The sequence below is a fragment of the Nocardia pneumoniae NBRC 100136 genome (assembly GCF_000308755.1).
GTDB classification, from domain to species: domain Bacteria; phylum Actinomycetota; class Actinomycetes; order Mycobacteriales; family Mycobacteriaceae; genus Nocardia; species Nocardia pneumoniae.
In genome coordinates this window covers 62498-86218 of record NZ_BAGF01000054.1, presented here as the reverse complement: position 1 = coordinate 86218, position 23721 = coordinate 62498, and the positions used below count along the sequence as shown (strand labels likewise).

The window sequence follows — 23721 nt, the reverse complement described above, 5'->3', positions numbered from 1 at the left end:
GGCCCGCGTCCCGGCCAGCAGCAGCGCCCCGGCGCTCCTACGCCTGGCGCCCCCCGTCAGGGTGGCGGCCCTACTCCGGGCCCCCGTCCCGGGCCGAAGACCCCGCGCGTCGGCAACAACCCCTATTCGTCGGCTCCTGAGCGTCCCGCGCCGCGTCCGGCTCCCGGTGGGCCGCGCCCGGGTCCCGCGCAGGGTGGCCCGCGTCCCGGTCCGGCGCAGGGCGGTCCGCGTCCCGGTCCGGCCCAAGGCGCTCGTCCGGCCCCCGGTCAGGGTGGTCCGCGTCCCGGCGGGCCGCGGCCGAGCCCCGGCTCCATGCCTCCGCGTCCGAACCCCGGTGCGATGCCGTCGCGTGCGGCGCGTCCGGGTGGTGCGGGCGGTCCCGGCGCAGGTCGGCCGGGTCGTCCCGGCGGCGCCGGTGCCGGTCGCCCCGGCGGCGGTGGAGGCGGCGGCGGTTACCGCGGCGGCGGCGGTGGTGCGCCCGGCGCGGGTACCGGTGCGCCCGGTGCCGGTGGCGGTGCCGCCGGTGGTTTCCGCGGTCGTCCCGGCGGCGGTGGCGGCGGTCGTCCGGGTGGTCCCGGCGGCCGCGGCGGCGCGGCAGGCGCGTTCGGCCGTCCCGGCGGCGCGCCCCGGCGCGGCCGAAAGTCGAAGCGGCAGAAGCGGCAAGAGTACGACTCGATGCAGGCGCCCGCCGTCGGCGGCGTGCGGCTGCCGCGCGGCAACGGCGAGATCATCCGGCTCGCCCGCGGCGCCTCGCTGTCGGACTTCGCCGAGAAGATCGACGCGAACCCCGCCGCGCTGGTGCAGGCCCTGTTCAACCTCGGCGAGATGGTCACCGCGACCCAGTCGGTGAACGACGAGACCCTCGAGCTGCTCGGCAGCGAGATGAACTACGTCGTCCACGTGGTCAGCCCCGAGGACGAGGACCGCGAGCTGCTGGAGTCGTTCGACCTCACCTACGGCGAGGACGAAGGCGGCGAGGAAGACCTCGAGCAGCGTCCGCCGGTGGTGACCGTCATGGGTCACGTCGACCACGGTAAGACCCGACTGCTGGACACCATCCGCAAGGCCAACGTCCGCGAGGGCGAGGCCGGCGGCATCACCCAGCACATCGGCGCCTACCAGGTGCTCACCCACCTGGGCGACGACAACCGGCTGATCACGTTCATCGACACCCCTGGTCACGAGGCGTTCACCGCCATGCGTGCCCGCGGTGCGAAGGCCACCGACATCGCGATCCTGGTGGTCGCCGCCGACGACGGCGTCATGCCGCAGACGGTGGAGGCGATCAACCACGCGCAGGCGGCCGACGTGCCGATCGTGGTGGCGGTCAACAAGATCGACAAGGAAGGCGCCAACCCGCAGAAGATCCGCCAGCAGCTCACCGAGTACGGCCTGGTCTCCGAGGAGTACGGCGGCGACACCATGTTCGTCGACATCTCCGCCAAGCAGGGCACCAATATCGACGCGCTGCTCGAGGCGGTGCTGCTCACCGCGGACGCCGCCCTCGACCTGCGGGCGAACCCGGACATGGACGCCCAGGGTGTGGCCATCGAAGCGCACCTCGACCGCGGCCGCGGCCCGGTCGCCACGGTGCTGGTGCAGCGCGGCACGCTGCGCGTCGGCGACTCGATCGTCGCGGGCGACGCCTACGGTCGCGTCCGGCGGATGGTCGATGAGCACGGCGAGGACGTGGACGCGGCGCTGCCGTCGCGGCCGGTCCAGGTCATCGGCTTCACGTCGGTGCCGGGCGCCGGTGACAACCTGCTCGTGGTGGACGAGGACCGGATCGCGCGGCAGATCGCCGACCGGCGCAACGCGCGCAAGCGCAACGCGCTGGCCGCACGCAGCCGCAAGCGGATCAGCCTGGAAGATCTGGATGCCGCGCTGAAGGAAACCAGCGAGCTGAACCTGATCCTCAAGGGCGACAACTCCGGTACCGTCGAGGCCCTCGAAGAGGCGCTGCTCGGTATCCAGGTGGACGACGAGGTGCGGCTGCGGGTCATCGACCGCGGTGTCGGTGGCGTCACCGAGACCAATGTCAACCTGGCGTCGGCGTCGAACGCGATCATCATCGGGTTCAACGTCCGCGCCGAGGGCAAGGCGACCGAGCTGGCCAACCGCGAGGGCGTCGACATCCGGTACTACTCGGTGATCTACCAGGCCATCGACGAGATCGAGAAGGCCCTCAAGGGCATGCTCAAGCCGATCTACGAAGAGGTCGAACTGGGTCGCGCCGAGATCAGGGCGATCTTCCGCTCGTCGAAGGTCGGCAACATCGCCGGTTGCATGGTCACCTCGGGTTCGGTCAAGCGCAACGCCAAGGCGCGCCTGCTCCGCGACAACGTGGTGATCGCCGAGTCCATGACGATCTCGTCGCTGCGCCGGGAGAAGGACGACGTCACCGAGGTCCGCGAGGGCTACGAATGCGGTATGACGGTCACCTACTCCGACATCAAGGAAGGCGACTTCATCGAGGCCTACGAGCTGCGCGAGAAGCCGCGCGACTGATAGACCGAGAACGAGTCCGGGCGCCGCGTCTGTGTGTCGCGGCGTCCGGGCCGGTCGTTCCGACCACTGGAGGGGTGTCGGTGTACCTGGGTGCACTGGAGTTCGACCTGCTGCTCGGCGATGTGCATTCACTGAAGCAGAAGCGTTCGGTGATCCGGCCGATCCTGGCCGAATTGCAGCGCTTCGGAGTGAGTGCCGCGGAAGGCGGGGACCATGATCTCTACCGTCGCTCGCTGCTCGGCGTCGCCATGGTCAGCGCGGGCATGGACCACCTGACCGAGGTGCTGGACAGATGTGAACGGCACGTCGCGGCCCGTCCGGAGTTACAGTTGCTGGCGGTGCGCCGCCGGATCTTCGGACCCGAAGACTGACCGTGGCGCCGGACCGCGCCCGAGCGATGGGCACGGCGGTCTCCGGCCGCCACCGAACAGAGTGAGTAGTGAGGAGGAAACGGCCATGGTGGATCAAGCCAGGGCACGCCGACTCGCCAAGCGGATTTCCTCGATCGTGGCCACCGCGATCGAATACGAGGTGAAGGATCCGCGGCTGCGTTTCGTGACCATCACCGACGCCAAGGTGACAGGCGATCTCCGGGAGGCGACGGTGTACTACACCGTGATGGGCGAAACCCTCGACGCCGAACCGGATTACGAGGGCGCGGCCGCCGGTCTGGCGAAAGCCAAGGGTGTGTTGCGCTCCAAAGTGGGTGCGGGAACCGGGGTGAAGTTCACCCCGTCGCTGGCGTTCGTGCTGGACACCGTGCCCGACGCGGCGCGGCAGATGGAGGAGCTGCTCGCCAAGGCGCGGGCCGCGGACGACGAGGTCGCCAAGGTGGCCGCCAACGCCAGGCCCGCGGGCGAGGCCGACCCCTACAAGGTCGACCGCGACACCGACGAGTGACATGCGGTAGTCGATGACGACGATGCGGGAAACGGCCGACCTGGACGCGGCCGTGGCGGTGCTGGACGCGGCGCGCTCGGTGACCATCCTCTGCCATGTGCAGCCCGATGCGGACACCATTGGAAGCGGTCTCGCGCTGGCGCTGGTCCTGCATCGGCGCGGGACTCCGGTGCAGGTGTCCTTCGCCGAACCGGCCGAACTGCCGTTCTCGATGCGGTCGCTGCCGGGCGTGCGGCATCTGGTGGCGCCCGCGCAGGTGCGTGCCGAGGTGGACCTGCTCGTCGCGGTCGACTGCGGCAGCGCGACGCGGCTCGGTGCGCTCGCCGACCGATTGCCCGGCGCAGCAACGACAATGGTGATCGATCACCATCGGTCGAATACCCGCTTCGCCGCGATCAACGTGGTCGATTCGGCGGCCGAGTCCACCACGAGCCTGATCGCGCGGCTGCTCGACACCTGGGGCGTGCCGATCGATCCGGACGTGGCGCATTGCCTCTACGCCGGTCTGGTCACCGATACCGGCTCGTTCCGGTGGGTGCGGCCGGGTACCCACGAACTGGCCGAGCGCCTGCTGTCGACCGGGATCGATGGCGCGGATATCGCGCGCACCTTGCTGGACACGCACCCGTTCGGGTGGCTGCCGATGCTGTCGCGAGTGCTGGGGACCGCGCGACTCGAGCCGGAGGTGCGCGGCGGCATCGGGCTGGTGTACGCGTTCGTGCACCGCGACGATGTCGACGGGGTGCGGTCGGAGGAGGTGGAGAGCGTCATCGATATCGTGCGCACGACCGCGGAAGCGGGAATCGCCGCCGTGTTCAAGCAATCCCACGCCGTGCCCGATCGGTGGACGGTGTCGCTGCGCTCGCGCGACAGCGTGGTCTCGGTGGGCGACGGCGTGGATGTGGCCGAGGTGGCCACGGCGCTGGGCGGCGGCGGGCACCGCTTCGCGGCCGGGTACACGGCGTACGGCTCGCCTGAGGAGTTGGTCGCCGCGTTGTTGACCGCGCTCGGGTGACGGTGATCTTCGGCATCACTGGACCGACTGTGGTCGCGGCCGGGTCGGGGCAGGAGAGGTGTTCGTGAACGTCAGGGGTTCCAGCGGCGCGGAGGCGATCGATCCGGCATCGCGGGAGGCCGAGGCGCGGCCGGTGGAGGTAGACCGGGCCGCCGCGGCCGGGCCGAAACGCATTCTCGGGCTGGCGTTGCCGACGCTCGGGGTGCTCGTCGCCGAGCCGCTCTACTTGCTGTTCGATCTCGCTGTCGTCGGTCGGCTCGGCGCGCTCGCACTGGCCGGTCTCGCGGTCGGCGGATTGATTCTGGCGCAGACGAGTTCACAGCTCACGTTCCTGTCCTACGGCACCACCGCGCGCTCGGCACGTCGTCACGGCGCGGGCGATCACCCGGGTGCGGTCGCGGAAGGCGTGCAGGCGACGTGGATCGCGATCGTGGTCGGCGCCGCGATCCTGCTGGTGGCCGAGTCGTTCGCCGTGCCGCTGACGAACGCGATCGCGGGCGGCGGCGACATCGCGAGTGCGGCACTGGGTTGGCTGCGGATCGCGCTGCTGGGTGTGCCCCTGATTCTGATCTCCATGGCGGGCAACGGCTGGCTGCGCGGCGTCCAGGACACGCGCAGGCCGCTGACCTATGTGGTTGCCGGACTCGCGGTTTCGGCTGTCTTGTGTCCGCTGCTGGTGCACGGGCTGTTCGGCGCGCCGCGCATGGAGCTGCCCGGTTCGGCGGTGGCGAACGTCGCCGGGCAGGTGGTGATGGCGGCGCTGTTTCTGAACGCGCTGGTCCGCGAACGGGTCTCGCTGGTGCCGCGCTGGCCGGTCATGCGCGCGCAACTCGTGCTCGGTCGCGACCTGATCGTTCGCAGCTTCGCCTTCCAGGCCTGTTTCGTCTCGGCCGCCGCGGTCGCGGCCCGCTTCGGCGCCGCCTCGGTGGCCGCCCACCAGTTGGTCCTGCAACTGTGGAACTTCCTGGCCCTCGCCTTGGACGCGCTGGCCATCGCGGCGCAGACGCTCACCGGCGCCGCACTCGGCGCGGGCGACGCGGCGGGCGCTCGCGGCATCGCCCGGCGCGTCACCCGGTGGTCGGAGATCTTCAGCCTCGCTCTCGCCGCCGTTTTCGCGGCGGGCGCGGTGATCATCCCGGCGCTGTTCACCGGCGACCCGCAGGTCCTCGATCGCACGCATGTGGTGTGGTGGTTCTTCGTCGCCCTGATTCCGGTGGCGGGCATCGTCTTCGCCCTCGACGGCGTCCTGCTCGGCGCGGGCGACGCCGCCTACCTGCGCACCACCACGCTCACCGCGGCACTGGCCGGGTTCCTGCCCGCCATCTGGCTGTCGCTGGCGTTCGACTGGGGCGTGGCCGGAATCTGGTCCGGCTTGGCCGCGTTCATGCTGTTGCGGCTGATCGCCGTCACGTGGCGGGCGCTGTCGGGCCGGTGGGCTCGCGTCGGCGCCGAGGTGCCGACGTGACCGGCGACACCCGGCTCGGCCGGTGCGTGCGAATCGGAACGGATGTGCCAAGGTAGGTGTGGTGATACCCAAGTTGATGGCGGTGAGCGACATTCATGTCGGGCACCAGGGCAATCGGCCGGTCGTCGAGCAGATCACGGCGGACTCGCCGGAGGACTGGCTCATCGTCGCCGGCGACGTGGGGGAGAAGACCGAGGACATCCGGTGGGCGCTGGAGCTGCTGCGCAGCCGGTTCGCCAAGGTGATCTGGGTGCCGGGCAACCACGAGCTGTGGACCACGGCCAAGGATCCGGTGCAGATGTCCGGCGTGGCGCGCTACGACTACTTGGTCGCCATGTGCCGCGACCTGGACGTGCTGACGCCGGAGGACCCGTTCCCGGTGTGGGAGGGCGCCGGGGCCGAGGAATACGGCGGACCGGTGACCTTGGCGCCGATGTTCCTGCTGTACGACTACTCGTTCCTGCCGGAGGGCGCCACCACGAAGGCGGAGGGTCTCGCCATCGCCAGGGAGCGCAACGTGGTGGCGACCGACGAGTTCCTGCTCTCGCCGGAGCCGTACCTGACCAGGGACGCGTGGTGCCATGCCCGGGTGCAGGTGACCAAACGCAAGCTGGACGCGCTCGCGCCCGGCACGCCGGTCGTCCTGATCAACCACTTTCCGCTGGTGCGGCAGCCGACCGACGTGCTGTTCTACCCGGAGTTCGCGCTGTGGTGCGGCACCGAACTGACCGCGGACTGGCACACCCGCTACAACGTGGTCTGCTCGGTCTACGGCCACCTGCACATCCCGCGCACCTCGCACTACGACGGCGTCCGATTCGAGGAGGTCTCGCTCGGCTACCCCCGCGAATGGCAGCGCCGTGGTCTCCCCGACCGACTGCTGCGCCAGATCCTGCCCACCCCGCAATACCCGCCGGGCACCCTGAACAAATGGGGCGGCCACTTCCAGGTGACCCCGGAAATGGAAGCCGCCGCCGCGGAAATGCGCAGCAAGGCGCAACAGCGGCGCGGACTGGCGTAGTCTTCCCGCACCGCGACAGGCGCTGATTCCGCCGCGGACCCTCGACGCCCTCGCGGGCGGACGGCAGGAGCACTCCGGCTCGCGCCAGCATGCCCAGGGTTCCCGTGTGCGTCGTCGCCGATTCAGCGCGTTGTCGTTGTGCCTGGCGGAGCCGGTGGGATGAGCGGGCACATGGCGCTGCGCTGACGGCCGTGGCGGCTCGGCTAGGCTCGGCGGTGATGATCGAGAACATTCTGCCCGCGGGTGTGGCTTCGGCCGAGTTGCTGGCGTACCCGGAGGATCTGAAGCCGCATCCGGCGGAGGAGCATCTCATCGCCAAGTCGGTGGAGAAGCGGCGCCGGGATTTCATCGGCGCACGACACTGCGCCCGCCTGGCGCTCGCGCAGCTCGGCGAGCCGCAGGTCGCGATCGGCAAGGGGGAGCGGGGCGCTCCGGTATGGCCGCGCGGGATCGTCGGCAGCCTCACCCATTGTGACGGCTACCAGGCCGCCGCGCTGGGCCACAAGCTGCGGTTCCGTTCCATCGGCATCGACGCCGAGCCGCATGCCACGCTGCCCGACGGGGTGCTGGACTCGGTCAGCCTGCCGCAGGAGCGGGAGTGGCTGAAGACCACCGACTCCGCGCTGCACCTGGACCGGCTGCTGTTCTGCGCCAAAGAAGCCACGTACAAGGCGTGGTTCCCGCTGACGGTGCGCTGGCTGGGCTTCGAGGACGCGCACATCACGTTCGAGATCGAGGACAGCACCGCCGATTCGGGGCGTGGCACTTTCCACACCGAGCTCCTGGTGCCGGGCCAGACCACCGACGGCGGTGCGCCGCTGAGCTCGTTCGACGGCCGCTGGCTGATCGTCGACGGCTACATCCTGACCGCGATAGTGCACAGCTGATGGCGGGATCGGACGCGCGCCCCGATGTGCTCGGCGGGCTGCTGATCATCGACAAGGCCGGTGGCTGGACCAGTCACGATGTCGTCGCGAAATGCCGGAAACTGCTGCGCACCAAGAAGATCGGGCACGCGGGCACGCTGGACCCGATGGCCACCGGCGTGCTGGTGCTCGGCGTGGAACGCGCGACGAAACTGCTCGGCCTCCTCACTCTGACCACCAAGGCGTACACCGCGACCATCCGCCTCGGGCAGGCGACCACCACCGACGACGCCGAGGGCGAGATACTCGCCACCACCCCGGCAGGCCACCTCACCGACGCCGACATCGCCGCGCACGTAAGCGAACTGACCGGCGACATCGACCAGGTCCCCGCCACGGTCAGCGCGATCAAGGTGGGCGGCGAACGCGCCTACGCCCGCCACCGCGCGGGTGAGGACGTGCAGCTGGCCGCCCGCCCGGTCACGGTGTCACACTTCGATGTGCTGGCCCGCCGCGACGTCGGCGACTTCGTCGACCTGGACGTGGCGGTCGAGTGCTCCTCGGGCACCTACGTCCGGGCGCTGGCCCGCGACCTGGGCGCCGCGCTCGGCGTCGGCGGCCACCTGACCGTCTTGCGCCGCACCAGGGTCGGTCCGTTCACTCTCGAGCACGCCCGCACCCTGGACGACCTGGCCGCCGCCGCGGAATCGGGCGCGCCACCGCTGAGCCTCGATATCGACGCTGCGATCCGAACCGCGTTCCCGCATCGGGACATCGACGAGAAACAGGCCGACGACCTGCGCAACGGACGCTGGCTCGCCCCGGCCGGAATACCCGGCGTCTACGCCGCCATCGACCCCGCAGGCCGCGCCATCGCCCTGCTGCGGGAGTCCGGCAACCGCGCATCCTCGGTAATGGTCGTCCGCCCCGCCAACCTCTGACCCACACGCGCCTCGCCTGCCGAGTGGCACACCACGGAGAGGGCTACTCGCGTTTTCCCGCAGCCATGTGCCACTCGTCGGGTGGGCGTGAGGACTCTTCGTAGCGGGTGGCAATCGCGGTGGCGCGGTTGCGCAGGGCAGTGCGCAACGACTGCGGGGACAGGGCTTCCGCGTCTGTGGCGAGCTGCCACAGCGCCCATTCGGCGTGTCGCGAATCTTGGAATGTCACCTCCAGTCGCAGCCAGCCGTTTGCGTCGCGTTCCTCGGAGCGGACGGCCAGTGCGGTGCTCACCAGGTCTTCCCTCCGCGCCGGGTTCACCCGTACCAGCACGGCGACTTGGTCGCCGCTGGTCCGAAACTGTGTGCTGCGTTCCTGCCACGCCCGGTCCAGATCGACCCGGTCTGGTCGCTGTGCCGGTTCGGGGAGTTCCTCGGCGGCCAGCACCCGCGACAGCCGGTAGGTGCGGTCCGCGCCGGACCTTGTGGCCAGCAGGTAGCTCTGGTCGCGAACGATGACCAGGCCGATCGGGTCCACCGTGCGCCACTTCGGGGTCTGGTCGACAGCCGCGTAGTGGATGCGCAGCTTGTTTCCGGCGAGTACCGCGCGCCGGACCTCGGCCACTATGGCGCCGGGCACCTCCTCAGCGACCAGCCGACGCGACAGCAGATCGGTCTCCGGGTCGATGAGCAATCGCTCGGCCACGTCGGCCGCGGTGTCCCGATAGCTGTCGGGCAGCGCGTCAACCACCTTGAGCATCGCCGAAGCAAGCGCCGAGCCGAGGCCGAATGCCTGTGCGCCGCGTCGCGATCCGGCGACCAATAAGGCGAGCGCCTCGTCGTGGTTCAGCCCGGTGAGCTCGGTCCGAAATCCAGGCAGCAACGCGAAACCGCCGTGTCGGCCGCGTTCGGCGAAGACCGGGACACCCGCCGCGGACAACGCCTCGATGTCGCGCAACACGGTGCGGGTGGACACTTCCAGCTCGTCGGCCAGCTCGGTCGCGGTGAGCCGACCGCGCTGGCGCAGCAGCAGCACCAGCGACACCAACCGGTCGGCGCGCACCCGAAAACTCTACCGAATACACGACACAGGATGTCGTGATTCGCTGGGAGGCTTACCACCACGGCGTCACAGACAGCGGCTACCGGGCCGATGGGCGTGCGTACTTCGAGGAGCTGATGTGGTAGTGGAACGAACGGCGGTCAATCCGGTGACGTGGTCGGTGGAGATGGGATTCAACCAGGGTGAGCTCGTCTCCGGGCACACCCGGACCCTGTACTGCTCCGGCCAGACCGCGATGAGCGGCGACGGCAAGCCCCAGCATGCCGGTGACATGGCGGCGCAGTTGGCGCTCAGCCTCGACAACGTGGAGGCCGTGCTCGGAGCGGCAGGTATGTCGCTGGCGAACCTCGTCCGGCTCAACGTCTACACCACCGACGTCGATCTGCTGCTCCAGCACTATGGCGTGCTGGCGTCGCGGTTGGGCGTTTCCGGGGTGACGCCGACTACCACGATGCTCGGGGTCACACGGCTGGCGATCCCCGGCCAGATGGTCGAGCTCGAGGGAACCGCCGTCGAGTGATGCCGCCTCGCCGCCTCCGGTAGGGCTGCCGGAGGCGGCGAGTAGCGGAAAGGGCTACGCCAGCCGCAGTACGCCCGAAGGCGTGACCTCGGCACCACGATCATCAATCCGATCAGCGATGCGGAAGCAGTCGGCGATTTCGACTGCACCGAAATCGTGTTGCCGCCGACCTGGTTCTGGCTCGCCGACGCCGACGAGGAGCGATTCGCAGTGCCGAGCCGTATTGATGCATTGAGTAGGGCTGCGCGACAGCGTGACTCGATGACCCGCGTATAGGCATATTGTCCCTGAGAACGCCCGCCGATGATCCGATGCGGTAAGCCTGAAGTGAGCCGACCGATGGGTTGATCGGCCGTCGCATGTCAGCCCGGATCAGCCGCATCAGCGTGGTCACCGACCATGCGTGGGCAAGAGGCGTTTGCCCACAGCGGATCGGAGAACCACAGCGCCAACGGAATCCGTACAGTGTGTGCGGTGGCCGTCGTGCGTGGATTTCGAAGCGGCCCCGGGCAGGTAGTGGCGGCGAAGGCAGTGGGCGATGAGTGAGCGACCGGTCGATACGTTCGGGTTGTGGGATCGGGACGGCGACGGGCTCGTGTCGGTGGCGGACATCACGGCGGGTATCCGGGCGCTCGGCCTGGAGGTCGACGAGGAAGCTGTCGAGCGGATGGTCGCCGCCGCCGACACCAACGGCGACTTCTTGGTCTCCCGTGCCGAATTCGACGCAGCGCTGGTCGGCGGGCGCATCGAGGTGACCGACGCCGAGGCCGCGTTCAAGGTCTTCGACGTCAACGGCGACGGCCGGATCTCGGTCGAGGAGCTCGAATCGCTCATCCGCCACGTCGGCGCGGGCCGCATCGAGGAACCGGCCGACGCCTTGCTGGCCGCGGCCGACCGCGACGGCGACGGCTATCTGTCGCTCCCGGAATTCCGCACGCTGCTGGACTTCCTCGCTCGTTGACCGCTATTTTGTTGGCTGCGCCAACGATGTAGGGTGAGGCCATGGAGCAGACCCCCGCGCGCCTGACCGTGAAGCCGAGTTGGCTGCTCACCCAGTTGGCAGTGCACGCCCACCGATTGGCGTCCGACTGCTTCGGCGAGGTGGGTGCGCGCGGGTACCACTACCGGATTCTTGCCGCGCTGGACGAGTTCGGGGCGGCCAGTCAGGCCGAGCTCGGTCGCCGGTGCAGCATGGACCGCAGCGACGTCGTGGCGGCGATCAACGAACTGGCCGAACAGGGTTTCGTCGAGCGGACGCCGGACCCGGATGACCGAAGGCGCAACATCGTGACCCTCACCAAGGCCGGTGATCGGCAACTGCGGCGCATCGACCGAGCGCTCGACAAGGTGCAGGACGAGCTACTCGGCCCGCTTCCGGCCGAGGACCGACAGACCTTGATCCGCCTGCTCACTCGACTGCTCACGCACCATCAACGAGCCTAGATCCGCGTTCGAACAAACCTAGCCGCCGATCTGGTGGCGGAGACGTTGCACCGCGTCGTCCATGTGCTCGACGAGGAGGGCGCGGGCTCGGGCGGGCGTGGCGGTGGCGATCGCCTCGCGCAGGTCGACGTGTTCGCGAGCCTGTTCCCGCAGGTCGGGGTAGGTGGTTTGCAAGGCGCCCAGGCACATTCGCGTCTCGATCAGCAAGGTGCGGGCGGCGCGCACCAGCCGCGGGCTGGCCGCGCTCTCCACCAGAGCCTCGTGGAAGGCCTGGTCGGCGTCGGACACACCGGCCGCGTCACCGCGTTCGGCGGCCGCGACCATCTCCTCGACACTGGGGCCGAGCGCCTCATAGGCGATCGGGCGGCGGCCGTCCAGGATCAGTTCCAGCGCGCCGCCTTCCAGCGCCGCCCTGGCCCGGTAGATATCGATGACGTCGTCGAGGCTCAGTTCGATGACGAAGATGCCGCGGTGACGGATGCTGTGCAGCAGGCCCTCGGACACCAGGCGCTGCATCGCCTCGCGCACCGGCCCGCGCGAGACGGCGAACTGCGCGGCAAGATCCGCTTCGCCGAGCTGCGATCCCGGCGCGAGACTGCCGCGCATGATCGCCTCGCGGAGCCGATCGGCGATCATCTCCGCGGTCGACTGCCGGTTCACCGGCTCGAAATCAACGACGGACATCGATCTGCCTTTCCGCGAACAAGGTGCCGAACCCGGGAACGACCGGCTCGGCGCCGGTCAGCCGCAGGCCCGCCCAGATCGTCACCTGATTGGCCGTCAGCACCGGTTTGCCCAGCGTAGCCTCCAGGTCCGGCAGCACCGCCATGGTGTGCATGGCGGTGTCGGGAACGAGCAGCGCCTGTGCGTCCGGGTGGTCGTTGTCCACCGCCAGCCGCGACACCTGGGCTGGAGTGAGCGTGCCGACCTCGGCGGCGGTGTCGATGCCCGCGCTGGACATCGAGACGACGTCGATGCCCGCGTCGGCGAGGAACGTCACGAAGAGCCGGGCGACCTCGTCGGGATAGCTGGCCGCGACCGCGACCGAACGCAACCCTAGTGTGTGCACGGCGTCGACGAAGGCGATGCTGGTGCTGGTCGCGGGCACGCCCGCCACCTCGGCCAGCCCGCGCACCTGCTCGCGCGCGCCCGCGGGTCCGTAGACGAAACTGCCGGAGGTGCACGCCCAGACGACCGCGTCGGGCCGGTGCGGGGCGAGCAGTGCCGCGCCGACGCGCAATTTCTCCGGGCTGCCCAGTTCGAGCAGTTCGGGGACGGCGTGCAGATCGGTGCCGTAGATGTGGGCTACCGGAAGGTGCGCGCCGAGCGCCGCCGCCGCGAGCGGGTAGTCGTCCTCGGCCGCGTGGTCGGGGTAGATGAAGCCGACGGTGGGTGCCTGCATGCGATGTTCTTCCTTCAGAAAACGTTGAGTAGCCACTTGCCCGGGCCCATCATCGGCAGCTTCATCCGGCCGAGGCAGGCCCACATGGTCAGCTGGTTGGCGGTGAGCACGGGTTTGCCGAGCGCCTGTTCGAGCGGCTCGATGACGTCGTAGGTCGGCAGGTTGGTACAGCTGACGAAGACGGCTTGGGCGTCGGGATCGTCGGCCCCGACGATGCGTTCGGCGATGGTGCGGTAGCTGACCTTCCAGATGCCGCCACCGAGCCCGAGGTGATCGGAGCGCACCACCGCGCACCCGGCCTCGGCGAGGAATTCGTGCAGCTTGTGGGTGAGGATCTCGTCGTAGGGGGTGAGCACCGAGATCCGGGTGAGCTGCAAATGGCGGATCGCCTCCAGCAACGCGCCCGAGGTGGTGACCGCGTCCTGGGCACCGGCCCGGCAGATGGTCTCGCGCAGCGACTTCTCGTAGGCGAGGCCCTTGATGAAGCTTCCCGACGTGCACAGGTAGGCCACCACCTCGGGCTCCACATGCAACACGTTGCGCGTGGCCGCGGTCAGGTGGGCCGCGTCCGACACCAGCTCGGCCATCTCCAGCGACACCGGTACCGGTTCGTAGGGAGTGCGAGCCAGGTGCAGGCTGACCTCCAAGGGCGCCCAGCGCCATAGCTCCCGTTCCAGTGCGAGGTCGAACGGAGCGATGATCCCGATGCCCCGTTGCGCGACGGGGCCCTCGAGGTCGGGAAAGCTCAAATCCACTGCGGCCCCTCTCGCGCTCAGCCGGGACGACCTCCGAACACGATCGGATTGTTGACAATCATACGATGTGATCTTAGTGTGTCAATGTGGATCAGGGCCCGATTGTCACCGTCCTGCACAGTGACAGTGTGCCCGAAGCCGAATCCATGGCCCGGGTGGCGGACCGCGCCACTGTCCGGTACACGGAGGCCTCCGGCCTCGCGGACGCCCTGCGCGGGGCGGACGTGTTGTTCGTCTACGACTTTCGCACTCGCGCGCTCCCCGGCGCATGGCATGCCGCGGATCGGCTGCGCTGGGTGCACATGGGGTCGACCGGCGTCGACCCGGCGATGTTTCCCGAATTGCAGGCGAGTGAGGTGACGGTGACCAATACTCGCGGCGTCTTCGACTCGGCGATCGCCGAATACATACTCGGACAGATCCTCGGGTTCGCCAAGGACCTGTCCGGCTCGCTGCTGTTGCAGCAGCGGCACGAGTGGCGTCATCGGGAATCCGAACGCGTCGCGGGCGCGAGCGCGCTGATCGTCGGCACCGGCTCGATCGGACGCCACATCGCCCGCTTGCTGCGCGCGGTCGGGATGACGGTCCGTGCGGTGGGCAGGCGCGAACGCTCCGGCGACCCGGATTTCGGCGTCGTCGCCACCGATCTGCACGCCGAACTGAGACGGGCTGACTACGTCATCGCGATCGCCCCGCTGACCGAACAGACCAGGAACATGTTCGACGCCACCGCTTTCGCGGCGATGCGGCCACACGCCAGGTTTGTCAACGTGGGCCGCGGGGAACTCGTTGTGACCGACGATCTCGTCGCCGCGTTGCGCACCGGATCGATCGCCGCGGCGGCGCTCGATGTGGTGGACCCCGAGCCGCTTCCGGCCGATCACCCCCTGTGGGAACTGCCGAATGTCCGGATCACCCCGCACAACTCCGGTGACGTCGTCGGGTGGCGCACCGAGATCGTCAACACGTTCGCCGAGAACTTCGACAAATGGATCACCGGACGCCCGCTGGACAACGTGGTCGACAAAAGGCTGGGATACGTGCCCGGCTGAAGGAGCCCATCCATGAGCTACCCCGACATGAACACTCCCACCGACCCGACCGCGATGACGGCGGTCGAACTGGTCTCCGCCTACGCGACGGGCGCGCTGTCGCCGGTCGAGGCCACCGAGGCGATCCTGCGGGCGATCACCGATCGCGACGGCGCGCTCAACGCGTTCTGTCTGGTCGATCCCGATCGTGCGCTGGTGCAGGCGAAGGATTCCGAGGCGCGCTGGCAGTCCGGCCACGCCCGCGGACTGCTGGACGGCGTGCCGATCTCGATCAAGGACGTCTTCCTGACCGAGGGCTGGCCCACCCGGCGCGGATCCACCTCGATCGACCCGGCCGGGCCGTGGGCGGTGGACAGCCCGGTGGCAGCGCGGCTGCGCGAGGACGGCATGGTCTTCCTGGGCAAGACCACCACACCGGAGATCGCCTGGAAGGCGGTCACCGACAGCCCGCTGACCGGCATCACCCGCAATCCGGCCGACCCGTCCACCACGGCGGGCGGCTCCTCCGGCGGCAGCGCCGCGGCCGTCGCTGCGGGCATGGGCCCGGTCTCGGTGGGCACGGACGGCGGTGGCAGCGTGCGCATTCCGGCCGCCTTCTGCGGCATCGTCGGGTTCAAGCCCACCTATGGCCGGATTCCGCTGTACCCGGCCAGCCCCTTCGGTCCGCTGGCGCACGCGGGTCCGATGACCCGCACCGTCGAGGATGCGGCGCTGCTGATGGACATCCTGTCGCTGCCCGATCCGCGCGACCCGACCGCGCTTGCCCCCACGATCACCGCGTTCCGCGCCGAAATGCAGCGCGACGTGCGCGGATTGCGCGTGGCGTACTCGCCGACGCTCGGCTACGCCGAGGTGGACGCCGACGTCGCCGCGGTCGTCGACGCGGCGGTGGCTCGCCTCGCCGAGGCCGAATTGCTCGTCGTTGCGGCCGATCCCGGTTTCGGGGATCCCCGCGAGGCGTTCGAACTGCTCTGGGCGGCGGGGGCGGCCACCATGCTGTCCGGCTTCCCGGACGGGACGCGTGAGCGGGTCGACCCGGGACTGCGGGCGGTGTGGGAGCGCGGCCAGACCGTCAGCGCCGTGGACTATCTCGCCGCCCGCAACGTGGCGGCGCAGCTCGGCATCACCATGGGCGCGTTCCATACCGACTACGACGTCCTGATCACCCCCACCGTGCCGATTCCCGCGTTCGCGGCGGGCCACGACGTTCCGCCCGGCAGCGGACTGCGCAGCTGGCCGCAGTGGACGCCGTTCACCTACCCGTTCAACCTCACCCAGCAGCCCGCGATCAGCATCCCGGCGGGCACCACGCCCGCGGGTCTGCCGGTCGGGCTGCAGATCGTCGGTCCGCGTCACTCCGACGACTTGGTGCTGGCGGTGGCCCGCTACGCCGAATTCGTGCTGGCGTCCTGAACCCGAGTGGCCCCGCGGGTGCCGCGGGGCCACCGGTTCGTCGGGTCAGGCGCGGGCGAAGGCGAGTGTTTCGCCGTGGACTCCGTGCAGCCACAGGGCGTTGCACGCCGCGGCCATCTCGGCCAGGCCTTCCTCGATCGTGGCGAAGACGTTGCCGGGCACCCAGCCGAGGTCGCCGTTGATCAGCAGATTGTTGCGGCCGTAGAAGAGCGCGAGGTCGGTGGCGCCACGCTCGTGCTCGGCCGCGGAGCCGGGTTCGTAGCCGTAGGCCGGATTGCCGATTTCCCACGGTTCGAAATCGAACAGGCACACGTCGCCGGGGATCGGCGTGACGGTGGGATTCTCCCGATGCGGGGCCGCCCCGATTCGCGGGAGCAGGGTGTACACCTCGTTGCGGGCGTACTTGGCGTGGAACGCGTCGCCTTCCTGCGGCAGCGCGTTCCACACCGCCGCGCAGGTGCGCGGCGCCTCCTCGTCGAGCAAACGGGCGCGGCAGGTCACCGCCGCCTTGGTGAGGGTGATGGTGATGTAGCGGGCCATGCGGTCCTGCTTCCTGATTTGTGCCCGCGGGCGGGCACGGGTGGAGTCGGGGACAAGCGGAGTCGCGGGGCAGCCGGAGCGGGGCGAGACACTCCGGGCCGCCGCGCAGACGGTGGTCGCTCGGCTACAGCTCGGCGAGGACCTCCGCCCAGATGGCGAGCGCGTCCTCGATCTGCGTCTCGGTCACGATCAGCGGCGGAATCATCCGCACCACGTTCATCTGCGCGCCGCAGGTCAGCAGCAGCAGTCCCTTGTCCACGGCGGCGCGCTGCGCGGCCGCGGCGGTGACCGGATCGGGTTCGCCGGTGGCCGTGGTGAATTCGGCCCCCGCCATCAGTCCGAGACCGCGCACGTCGCCGATCGCCTTGGTGGCGCTGTCGCGCAGTCCGCGCAGCAGTTGCGCGCCCCTGGCGGCAGCATTGTCCACCAGCCCTTCGGATTGGATGACCTCCAGAGTGGCGATCGCCGCGGCGCACGCCACCGCATTGCCGCCGTAGGTGCCGCCCTGCGAGCCGGGCCACGCCCGCGCCATCAACTCGCGCGGCGCCGCGATGCCCGACAGCGGGAACCCGCTGGCCAGCCCCTTCGCGATGGTGATCACGTCCGGCCGCACACCGAAGTGCTGATGGCCGAAGAACTTTCCGGTGCGCCCGAAGCCGGTCTGGATCTCGTCGAAGACCAGCAGGATGCCGTAGCGGTCCGCGCGTTCGCGCAGTCCGTGGAAGAACTCGGTGTTGCCGGGGATGTAGCCGCCCTCGCCGAGCACGGGCTCCACCAAGAACGCGGCGGTCTCGGCGGGGGAGGTGAGCGTGGTGAACAGGTAGTCGAGTTCGCGCAGCGCGAAGGCGGTGGCCTCCTGCTCGCTCCAGCCGTAGCGGAACGCGGTGGGGAAGGGCGCGACGTGCACGCCCGACATGAGCGGGCTGAATCCGGCGGAGAACCGGGTGCCGGACGTCGTCATGGTGGCGGCCGCGACGGTGCGGCCGTGGAAACCGCCGTGGAAGACGATGACGTTCGGCCGCCCGGTCGCCTGGCGCACCAGCCGCAGCGCCGCCTCGACCGCCTCGCTCCCGGAATTGGCGAAGAACAGCGCGTCCAACCCCTCCGGCAGCACCGCGCCGAGCCGGTCGGTGAGTTCCAGCAGCGGCCGGTGCAGGACTGTCGTGTACTGGCCGTGGATCAGCGAGGCGACCTGCGCCTGTGCCGCCGCGACCACGTGCGGGTGGCAGTGGCCGGTGCTGGTCACGCCGATACCGGCGGTGAAGTCCAGGTATCGGCGTCCGTCGCTGCCGTAGAGATAGCACCCCGACCCGTGGTCGACGGTCACCGGAGTGGCCTGTTTCAGGACGGGCGATAGCTCGGTCATGGTGATTCGCCTCCCGGAGCGGGTGGGTGTGTGGCGTGATTGTCTATTGTCGGATTGTCGACAATATGCATAACATGGCCGCACGGGTCGCAGCAATGGCCGAACGCTGCGCGGTCGAGAGGAGCCACCGACGATGCTCATCGAAAGCGCCCTGAGCACAGCCGAGCGAGCCGCGATCGACACGGTGCCGCGCGGCCTGTTCGTCAACGGCGAGTGGCGCCGGACCGCCCGATCGCTGCCTGTCTTCGATCCCGCGACCGGTGAACTGCTCTGCTCGGTCGCCGACGGGGATCCTGCCGACGGCCTCGCGGCGTTGGACTCGGCGTGCGCGGCGCAACCGGAGTGGGCGCGCACCCCACCGCGAGAGCGCAGCGACCTGCTCATGCGCGTCCACCGCGCGTTGCTGGCCGAGACCGATCGGCTCGGGCTGATAGCGACACTGGAGATGGGCAAACCGCTGGCCGAGGCGCGCGGCGAGATCGCCTATGCCGCGGAGTTCTTCCGCTGGTTCGCCGAGGAGGCGGTGCGCTTGGACGGCGGGTACCTGCCCGCGCCGACCGGCGGCTCCCGCTTCCTGGTGACCAGGCAGCCGGTCGGTCCCAGCCTGCTCATCACACCGTGGAACTTCCCGATGGCCATGGGCGCGCGCAAGATCGCTCCCGCCCTCGCCGCAGGGTGCACCTGCGTGGTGAAACCCGCTGAGCAGACGCCGCTTTCGATGCTGGCGCTGGCCGAGATCATGGCCGCGGCCGGGCTGCCCGCCGGGGTGGTCAACGTGATCACCACCGCTGATCCCGCCGCGGTGATGACGCCGCTGATCAGCGACCAGCGCTCGCGCAAGCTGTCCTTCACGGGGTCGACGGCGGTCGGCAAACAACTGCTCGCGCAGTGCGCCCAGACGGTGATGCGCACCTCGATGGAACTCGGCGGCAACGCCCCGCTGCTGGTATTCGACGACGCCGATCTGGACGAGGCGGTCGAAGGCGCGCTCGCGGCGAAGATGCGCAATATCGGTCAGGCGTGCACCGCCGCCAACCGCATTCTGGTCCAGCGCGGCGTCGCGGAGGTCTTCGCGCGCAGGCTCGCCGATCGGATGGCGGCGCTGCCGATGGGTCGCGGGACCGAGCCGAACGTGGTGGTCGGCCCGCTGATCGATGCCGACGCCGTCGCCAAGGTGCAGCGCCTGGTCGAGGACGCCCGCGCCCGGGGAGCCACGGTGCTCATCGGCGGAAGGGCGCTGGCCGGTCCCGGCACCTTCTACCCGGCGACCGTGCTGGTCGACGTCCCCGACGACGCGGAACTGTGCCAGACCGAGATCTTCGGCCCGGTCGCCGCGATCGGCGTCTTCGACACCGAGGCCGAAGCGGTCGGCCGGGCCAACGACACGCCGTACGGGCTGGTGAGCTACGTGTTCACCGAGAACTTGCGTCGTGGGCTGCGGGTCTGTGAGGCGCTGGAGACCGGCATGGTGGGACTCAACCAGGGTGTGGTGTCGAATCCGGCCGCGCCGTTCGGCGGCGTCAAAGAGTCCGGGCTCGGACGTGAGGGCGGGCTGACCGGAATCGACGAATTCCTGGAGACCAAATACATCGGCGTGAAGGTGTGAGTCGGCCGAACGCAAGTGGAGAGGAACCACGGGTGAGCGCATACCGGATCGCGACCATCCCCGGCGATGGCATTGGCGTAGACGTGACCGCGCAGGCGGTAGGAGTGCTCGACGCGGTGCTGCCGGGTATCGAATGGACCGAATTCGACTGGTCCTGCGAGCAATACCTGCGCACCGGCTCGATGATGCCCGCCGACGGCCCGGATCAGCTCGCCGGATTCGACGCGATCCTGCTCGGCGCGGTCGGCTTCCCCGGTGTGCCCGATCATATTTCGCTGTGGGGTCTGCTCATCCCGTTGCGCCGGGCCTTCGGTCAGTACGTCAACCTGCGGCCGGTGCGCCTGCTGCCGGGCACCGAGTCGGCGCTGCGCGGCCGAACCGCCGACGACCTGGACATTCTGATCGTGCGAGAGAATTCGGAGGGCGAGTACTCGGAGATCGGCGGCATGCACAATCCCGGCCGGCCCGACGAATTCGTGCTCCAGGAATCGGTGTTCACCCGCGTCGGTTGCGAACGGATCATTCGCTACGCCTTCGAACGAGCCGCCGAACGCGGCGGGCGCCTCTGCTCGGCCACGAAATCGAACGGACTCATCCATTCGATGCCCTACTGGGACCGCGTATTCGAGCGCATCGCCGCGGAGTATCCGCAGGTGACGACGCGCCAGATGCACGTCGACGCGCTGGCCGCCGAGCTGGTGCTGCACCCGGACCGGCTCGACGTGATCGTCGGCTCCAATCTGTTCGGCGACATCCTCTCCGACCTCGCCGCCGCGGTCACCGGCGGGCTCGGCCTCGCGCCCTCGGGCAATATCAACCCCGAGCGCACCGGCCCGTCGATGTTCGAGGCCGTCCACGGCAGCGCCCCCGACATCGCGGGTCAGGGCATAGCGAACCCGGTCGCCCAGATCCTCGCGGGCGCGATGCTGCTCGATCATCTCGGCGAGTCGGCCGCGGCCGCCGCCATCGACGAAGCGGTGTGCGACGTGCTCGCCTCGGGCGAGGTCCGCACCCCTGACCTCGGCGGAACCGCCACCACCTCCGACCTCGGCCATGCCATCGCCAGCCGCGCGGCCGAACTGGCCCGCCGCCCCGCGAGCGTGGAACCCGGCTGACCCGCCCACGGTGCGACCCGGCTCGCCGCGGTCCGGTGGGGCGCTGCACCGATGCCATGGTCCCTGGAGACCTCGTCGGCGGTAGCCGTCGCCGCCGCGCCCATCGGCGAGCGAGTCCGCATCGCCGATCCGGGGTGCCGTTGAAGCGCCTGGACGGGGAGGCATACGCGAGGATTCCACCGCCGTGTGCTCGGCGCGGAGATCGCCGCGACCGCACGACAATCCGGCCGCGACGTCACGATGGCGAGGCCACACCGCGCGCCGATGCGGCTCAGCCGGGTGACCCGCTGCCGGAGGACATCAACCCGGCCGGTCACCGCGTCCGATGACCCGGCGGAGCCGACCTGGTCAGGTCGTGAGCCAGATGGCGTCGGCGGCGGGACGTCCCAGGTCGGTCGGCGACTCGGTGGCGCCGATGCGGATGGCGATGGTACCGGCGAAGTCGCGGCGTTCGACGACCGCGATGGTGGTGTCCAGGGCGATGCCGACGGAGGCGAAGTAGCGCAGCATGTCCGGGTCCGAGTCGGAGATCCGGGCGACGCGGCCGGATTCGCCCGCGGCGAAGTCGCTGAGCCTGCGGGCGGGCGGGGTGGGCACCGCGCCGTCCACCGAGGGGATCGGGTCGCCATGTGGATCGCGGTCGGGGTAGCCGAGTTTGGCGTCGATGCGCGCCATCAGCAGCTCGGAAACCGCGTGCTCGAGCACCTCGGCCTCGTCGTGCACCTCGTCCCAGCCGTAGCCGAGCTCGTTGACCAGGAATGTCTCGAGCAACCGGTGCCTGCGCACCATCGCGACGGCGGCGCGGCGTCCTTCCGGCGTCAGGGCGATCGCCCCGTAGCGGGCATGCTCGACCAGCCCTTGGTCGGCCAGCTTGCGCACCGCTTCGGAGACGGTCGAGGCGGACACGCCGATCCGCTCCGCGAGCAACTTGGTGGACACCTTCTCCTGCGACCACTCCTGGGCCGTCCAGATCACCTTCAGATAGTCCTGGGCGACCGACGAGAGCACCGGCGCGATCGTGGTGGTACCACCACGGGCTTCGCCTGGCGCAGAGGTGTCGGCCAGCTCGCGTCGCGTGGCGATATCTCGTTTACCGGGCACACACCCGAGCTTAGGCGGGGCGATGCCGATATACACATTCAGACATTCCGAGCGCCGGAATCCCCGCGGTCGGTGTACGCCGTGCCGTCGAATCTCCGGCCGGTCAGCAGCGCGGTCGCGGGCGGCCGCAGCGGCGCACCCATCAGGTCATAGAACGTCGCTATGGCCGATCCGGAGAACCGGTCGCCGGTCACGACCAGGTCGAAGGCGACGATCCCTTTGCCGACCGCGGCCGGGTCGGCTCGATCGACGACGAACTCCAGGAACGCGCCGGTGACGCGGTCTCCGTCGGAGCGCCACGTGCCCATGCCGTTGCTGTCGCTGGTGGCGCGGTTGCCGTAGTCGGGATTGGACTGCAACATCGTCCCGCCGGGATGGAACTGCATCACGTGGTAGGCGAACGGAGCCCCGTCGGCGATCACCTCCCAGGTACCCAGGACGGGATGCTGATCACTCAGGTCGGGCCTCCTCGCAGAGCGCGGCCAGCAGCGCGACGCCGCGGTCGATATCGTCTCGCGGCACGTTCGCGAAGCTCAGCCGCATCGTGTTGCGGTGGTCGGCGTCGTCGGCGTAGAAGACGCTCCCCGGCAGGAACGCGACACCTTCCCGCAGCGCCTCGCCCAGCAGCGCCTCCGCGTCGAACCCCTGCGGGCCCTCCAGCCACAGAAACATCCCTCCCTCGGGCACGGCCCACTGGAAGCCGGACGGGAAGTACCGCTCCACGGCGTCGGCCAGGGTGTCCAATTTGGCCGAGTAGACCTCGACGACGTGAGCGAGGTGCGCCGCTCCCGCCGCGCTGCCCAGGAACTCGGCGGCAATCGCCTGGCAGTACGTCGACGTCTGCATATCGATGCCCTGCTTCAGGGCGAGCACATTGCGCAGGAGATCCGGCGGCATGACGGTGATGCCGACACGGAGTGCCGGGGCAAGCGTTTTCGACAGCGAGGTTATGTAGATCGAATTGTCCGGTGCGAAGGACGCGATCGCAGGCGGTGCCACGCCGCGGTAGCGCAGATCGGTGTAGACGTCGTCCTCGACCACCAGGGTGTCCTGCCGGACGACGATCCGGGCGATCTGTTCGCGCCGTGAGGTCGGCATCGTTCGCCCGGTCGGGTTCTGGAAAGTCGGCAACAGGTACACGAATGCCACGTCATATCGAGCCAGTGCTTCTTCCAGCGCTTCCGGCACGATTCCGGAATCGTCTGACGGCACCCCCACGACGGTGGCGCCGTGGCTACGGAATTCTTTGACCGCGGGCCCGTAGGTCGGGGTTTCCACCAGAACCACGTCATGGGGATCGAGCAGCGCCAGACACACGTTGTGCAATGCGCCGGATCCGCCCGTGGAGATATGGAGGCTGTCGTGTCCGCATCGAATATGACGGGCGCGCAGAAGGTTTCGTGATTCGTCCAGAAGCGGGCCGAATCCCTGGGTCATGCCGTACTGGAGGACTGTGCTCCCATACTTGCCGATGACGTCCCGGGACAGCGCCGAGACGAGTTCGCCGGGCAGCAGCGCCGGGTCCGGCGCCCCGACGGCGAAGGAGACGACGTCAGGGCGCCCTGCGAGGGCCGCGAAGATGTCGTCGATCGGCCCGCTGGCCACCGCAGCCGCGCCGCTGCTGCGCTTCAC

At 69.6% G+C, this 23721-nt stretch carries 24 protein-coding genes; 15 read left to right on the top strand and 9 right to left on the bottom strand.

The window, feature by feature from the left end; translation table 11 throughout:
* The 8 genes from infB to truB all read left to right on the top strand — a co-directional run.
* Positions 1-2508 (top strand): translation initiation factor IF-2 (gene infB, locus ON34_RS17320; RefSeq protein WP_040780538.1); only part of this gene is annotated, 2508 nt, incomplete at its 5' end.
* An 80-nt stretch (positions 2509-2588) separates the two neighbouring features.
* Entirely contained in the window at positions 2589-2879 is a 291-nt protein-coding gene (locus ON34_RS17315; protein ID WP_040780537.1) for a DUF503 domain-containing protein, read from the top strand.
* 85 nt (positions 2880-2964) lie between these two features.
* Positions 2965-3408, top strand: a complete 444-nt coding sequence (gene rbfA, locus ON34_RS17310; protein ID WP_040780506.1) for a 30S ribosome-binding factor RbfA — start codon at positions 2965-2967, stop codon at positions 3406-3408.
* Positions 3409-3421: 13 nt separating this feature from the next.
* Positions 3422-4423, top strand: coding sequence for a DHH family phosphoesterase (locus ON34_RS17305; RefSeq protein ID WP_040780505.1), 1002 nt, complete (start codon positions 3422-3424; stop codon positions 4421-4423).
* A gap of 133 nt (positions 4424-4556) precedes the next feature.
* Positions 4557-5888 carry an MATE family efflux transporter gene (locus ON34_RS17300; RefSeq protein WP_040780536.1) on the top strand — a complete coding sequence of 444 codons (1332 nt, stop codon included), beginning with the start codon at positions 4557-4559 and terminating at the stop codon, positions 5886-5888.
* Positions 5889-5949: 61 nt separating this feature from the next.
* Positions 5950-6909 (top strand): metallophosphoesterase family protein, encoded by a 960-nt coding sequence (locus ON34_RS17295; RefSeq protein ID WP_085997087.1) that lies wholly within the window; start codon positions 5950-5952, stop codon positions 6907-6909.
* Positions 6910-7127: 218 nt separating this feature from the next.
* Positions 7128-7796 (top strand): 4'-phosphopantetheinyl transferase Npt, encoded by a 669-nt coding sequence (gene npt, locus ON34_RS17290; RefSeq protein WP_040780504.1) that lies wholly within the window; start codon positions 7128-7130, stop codon positions 7794-7796.
* Entirely contained in the window at positions 7796-8716 is a 921-nt protein-coding gene (gene truB, locus ON34_RS17285) for a tRNA pseudouridine(55) synthase TruB (protein ID WP_051022782.1), read from the top strand. Before npt ends, truB begins: the two co-directional genes overlap by 1 nt.
* Positions 8717-8759: 43 nt before the next feature.
* On the opposite strand, the gene ON34_RS17280 is transcribed toward truB, so the two are convergent.
* Positions 8760-9776, bottom strand: a complete 1017-nt coding sequence (locus ON34_RS17280) for a helix-turn-helix transcriptional regulator (RefSeq protein WP_040780503.1) — start codon at positions 9774-9776, stop codon at positions 8760-8762.
* A gap of 124 nt (positions 9777-9900) precedes the next feature.
* Between ON34_RS17280 and ON34_RS17275 the strand changes: the two genes are divergently transcribed.
* From ON34_RS17275 to ON34_RS17265, 3 genes are all read left to right on the top strand, one after another.
* Positions 9901-10296: a RidA family protein gene (locus ON34_RS17275; protein ID WP_040780502.1), complete on the top strand. Its 396-nt coding sequence runs from the start codon at positions 9901-9903 to the stop codon at positions 10294-10296.
* 538 nt (positions 10297-10834) lie between these two features.
* Complete coding sequence (locus ON34_RS34680) at positions 10835-11257, top strand: EF-hand domain-containing protein (protein ID WP_051022781.1); 423 nt, start codon at positions 10835-10837, stop codon at positions 11255-11257.
* 41 nt (positions 11258-11298) lie between these two features.
* The gene (locus ON34_RS17265; RefSeq protein WP_040780501.1) at positions 11299-11739 is read left to right on the top strand and encodes a MarR family winged helix-turn-helix transcriptional regulator; all 441 of its coding nucleotides are present in this window, start codon (positions 11299-11301) and stop codon (positions 11737-11739) included.
* A gap of 18 nt (positions 11740-11757) precedes the next feature.
* Here the strand turns inward: ON34_RS17265 and ON34_RS17260 are convergent, their stop codons facing one another.
* Genes ON34_RS17260 through ON34_RS17250 form a run of 3 tightly spaced genes read right to left on the bottom strand, consistent with a single transcriptional unit; the run spans position 11758 to position 13896 of the window.
* Positions 11758-12423 (bottom strand): GntR family transcriptional regulator, encoded by a 666-nt coding sequence (locus ON34_RS17260; RefSeq protein ID WP_040780500.1) that lies wholly within the window; start codon positions 12421-12423, stop codon positions 11758-11760.
* Positions 12410-13141 (bottom strand): maleate cis-trans isomerase family protein, encoded by a 732-nt coding sequence (locus ON34_RS17255; RefSeq protein WP_040780499.1) that lies wholly within the window; start codon positions 13139-13141, stop codon positions 12410-12412. The genes ON34_RS17260 and ON34_RS17255 overlap by 14 nt, the downstream gene beginning before the upstream one ends.
* 14 nt (positions 13142-13155) lie before the next feature.
* The gene (locus ON34_RS17250) at positions 13156-13896 is read right to left on the bottom strand and encodes a maleate cis-trans isomerase family protein (protein WP_040780497.1); all 741 of its coding nucleotides are present in this window, start codon (positions 13894-13896) and stop codon (positions 13156-13158) included.
* An 86-nt stretch (positions 13897-13982) separates the two neighbouring features.
* Here ON34_RS17250 and ON34_RS17245 point away from each other — a divergent pair, with 86 nt between their 5' ends.
* Together ON34_RS17245 and ON34_RS17240 are read left to right on the top strand one after the other, a co-directional pair.
* On the top strand, positions 13983-14948 hold the full coding sequence (locus tag ON34_RS17245) for a D-2-hydroxyacid dehydrogenase (protein ID WP_040780496.1): 966 nt from the start codon (positions 13983-13985) through the stop codon (positions 14946-14948).
* A 27-nt stretch (positions 14949-14975) separates the two neighbouring features.
* Positions 14976-16361, top strand: coding sequence for an amidase (locus tag ON34_RS17240; RefSeq protein ID WP_169333879.1), 1386 nt, complete (start codon positions 14976-14978; stop codon positions 16359-16361).
* 45 nt (positions 16362-16406) lie between these two features.
* Here the strand turns inward: ON34_RS17240 and ON34_RS17235 are convergent, their stop codons facing one another.
* Entirely contained in the window at positions 16407-16901 is a 495-nt protein-coding gene (locus ON34_RS17235; RefSeq protein ID WP_040780495.1) for a DUF3830 family protein, read from the bottom strand.
* 124 nt (positions 16902-17025) lie between these two features.
* Complete coding sequence (locus ON34_RS17230) at positions 17026-18267, bottom strand: aspartate aminotransferase family protein (protein ID WP_040780494.1); 1242 nt, start codon at positions 18265-18267, stop codon at positions 17026-17028.
* A 133-nt stretch (positions 18268-18400) separates the two neighbouring features.
* Here ON34_RS17230 and ON34_RS17225 point away from each other — a divergent pair, with 133 nt between their 5' ends.
* Positions 18401-19873: an NAD-dependent succinate-semialdehyde dehydrogenase gene (locus ON34_RS17225; protein WP_040780493.1), complete on the top strand. Its 1473-nt coding sequence runs from the start codon at positions 18401-18403 to the stop codon at positions 19871-19873.
* Between the two features lie 32 nt (positions 19874-19905).
* Positions 19906-20988, top strand: a complete 1083-nt coding sequence (locus tag ON34_RS17220) for a tartrate dehydrogenase (RefSeq protein ID WP_040780491.1) — start codon at positions 19906-19908, stop codon at positions 20986-20988.
* Between the two features lie 348 nt (positions 20989-21336).
* Here the strand turns inward: ON34_RS17220 and ON34_RS17215 are convergent, their stop codons facing one another.
* The 3 genes from ON34_RS17215 to ON34_RS17205 form a co-directional block, all read right to left on the bottom strand.
* Positions 21337-22005, bottom strand: a complete 669-nt coding sequence (locus tag ON34_RS17215; protein ID WP_174372046.1) for a metal-dependent transcriptional regulator — start codon at positions 22003-22005, stop codon at positions 21337-21339.
* A gap of 122 nt (positions 22006-22127) precedes the next feature.
* On the bottom strand, positions 22128-22511 hold the full coding sequence (locus ON34_RS17210) for a hypothetical protein (protein WP_245548074.1): 384 nt from the start codon (positions 22509-22511) through the stop codon (positions 22128-22130).
* Positions 22512-22539: 28 nt separating this feature from the next.
* Positions 22540-23721, bottom strand: a complete 1182-nt coding sequence (locus tag ON34_RS17205; protein WP_245548073.1) for an aminotransferase-like domain-containing protein — start codon at positions 23719-23721, stop codon at positions 22540-22542.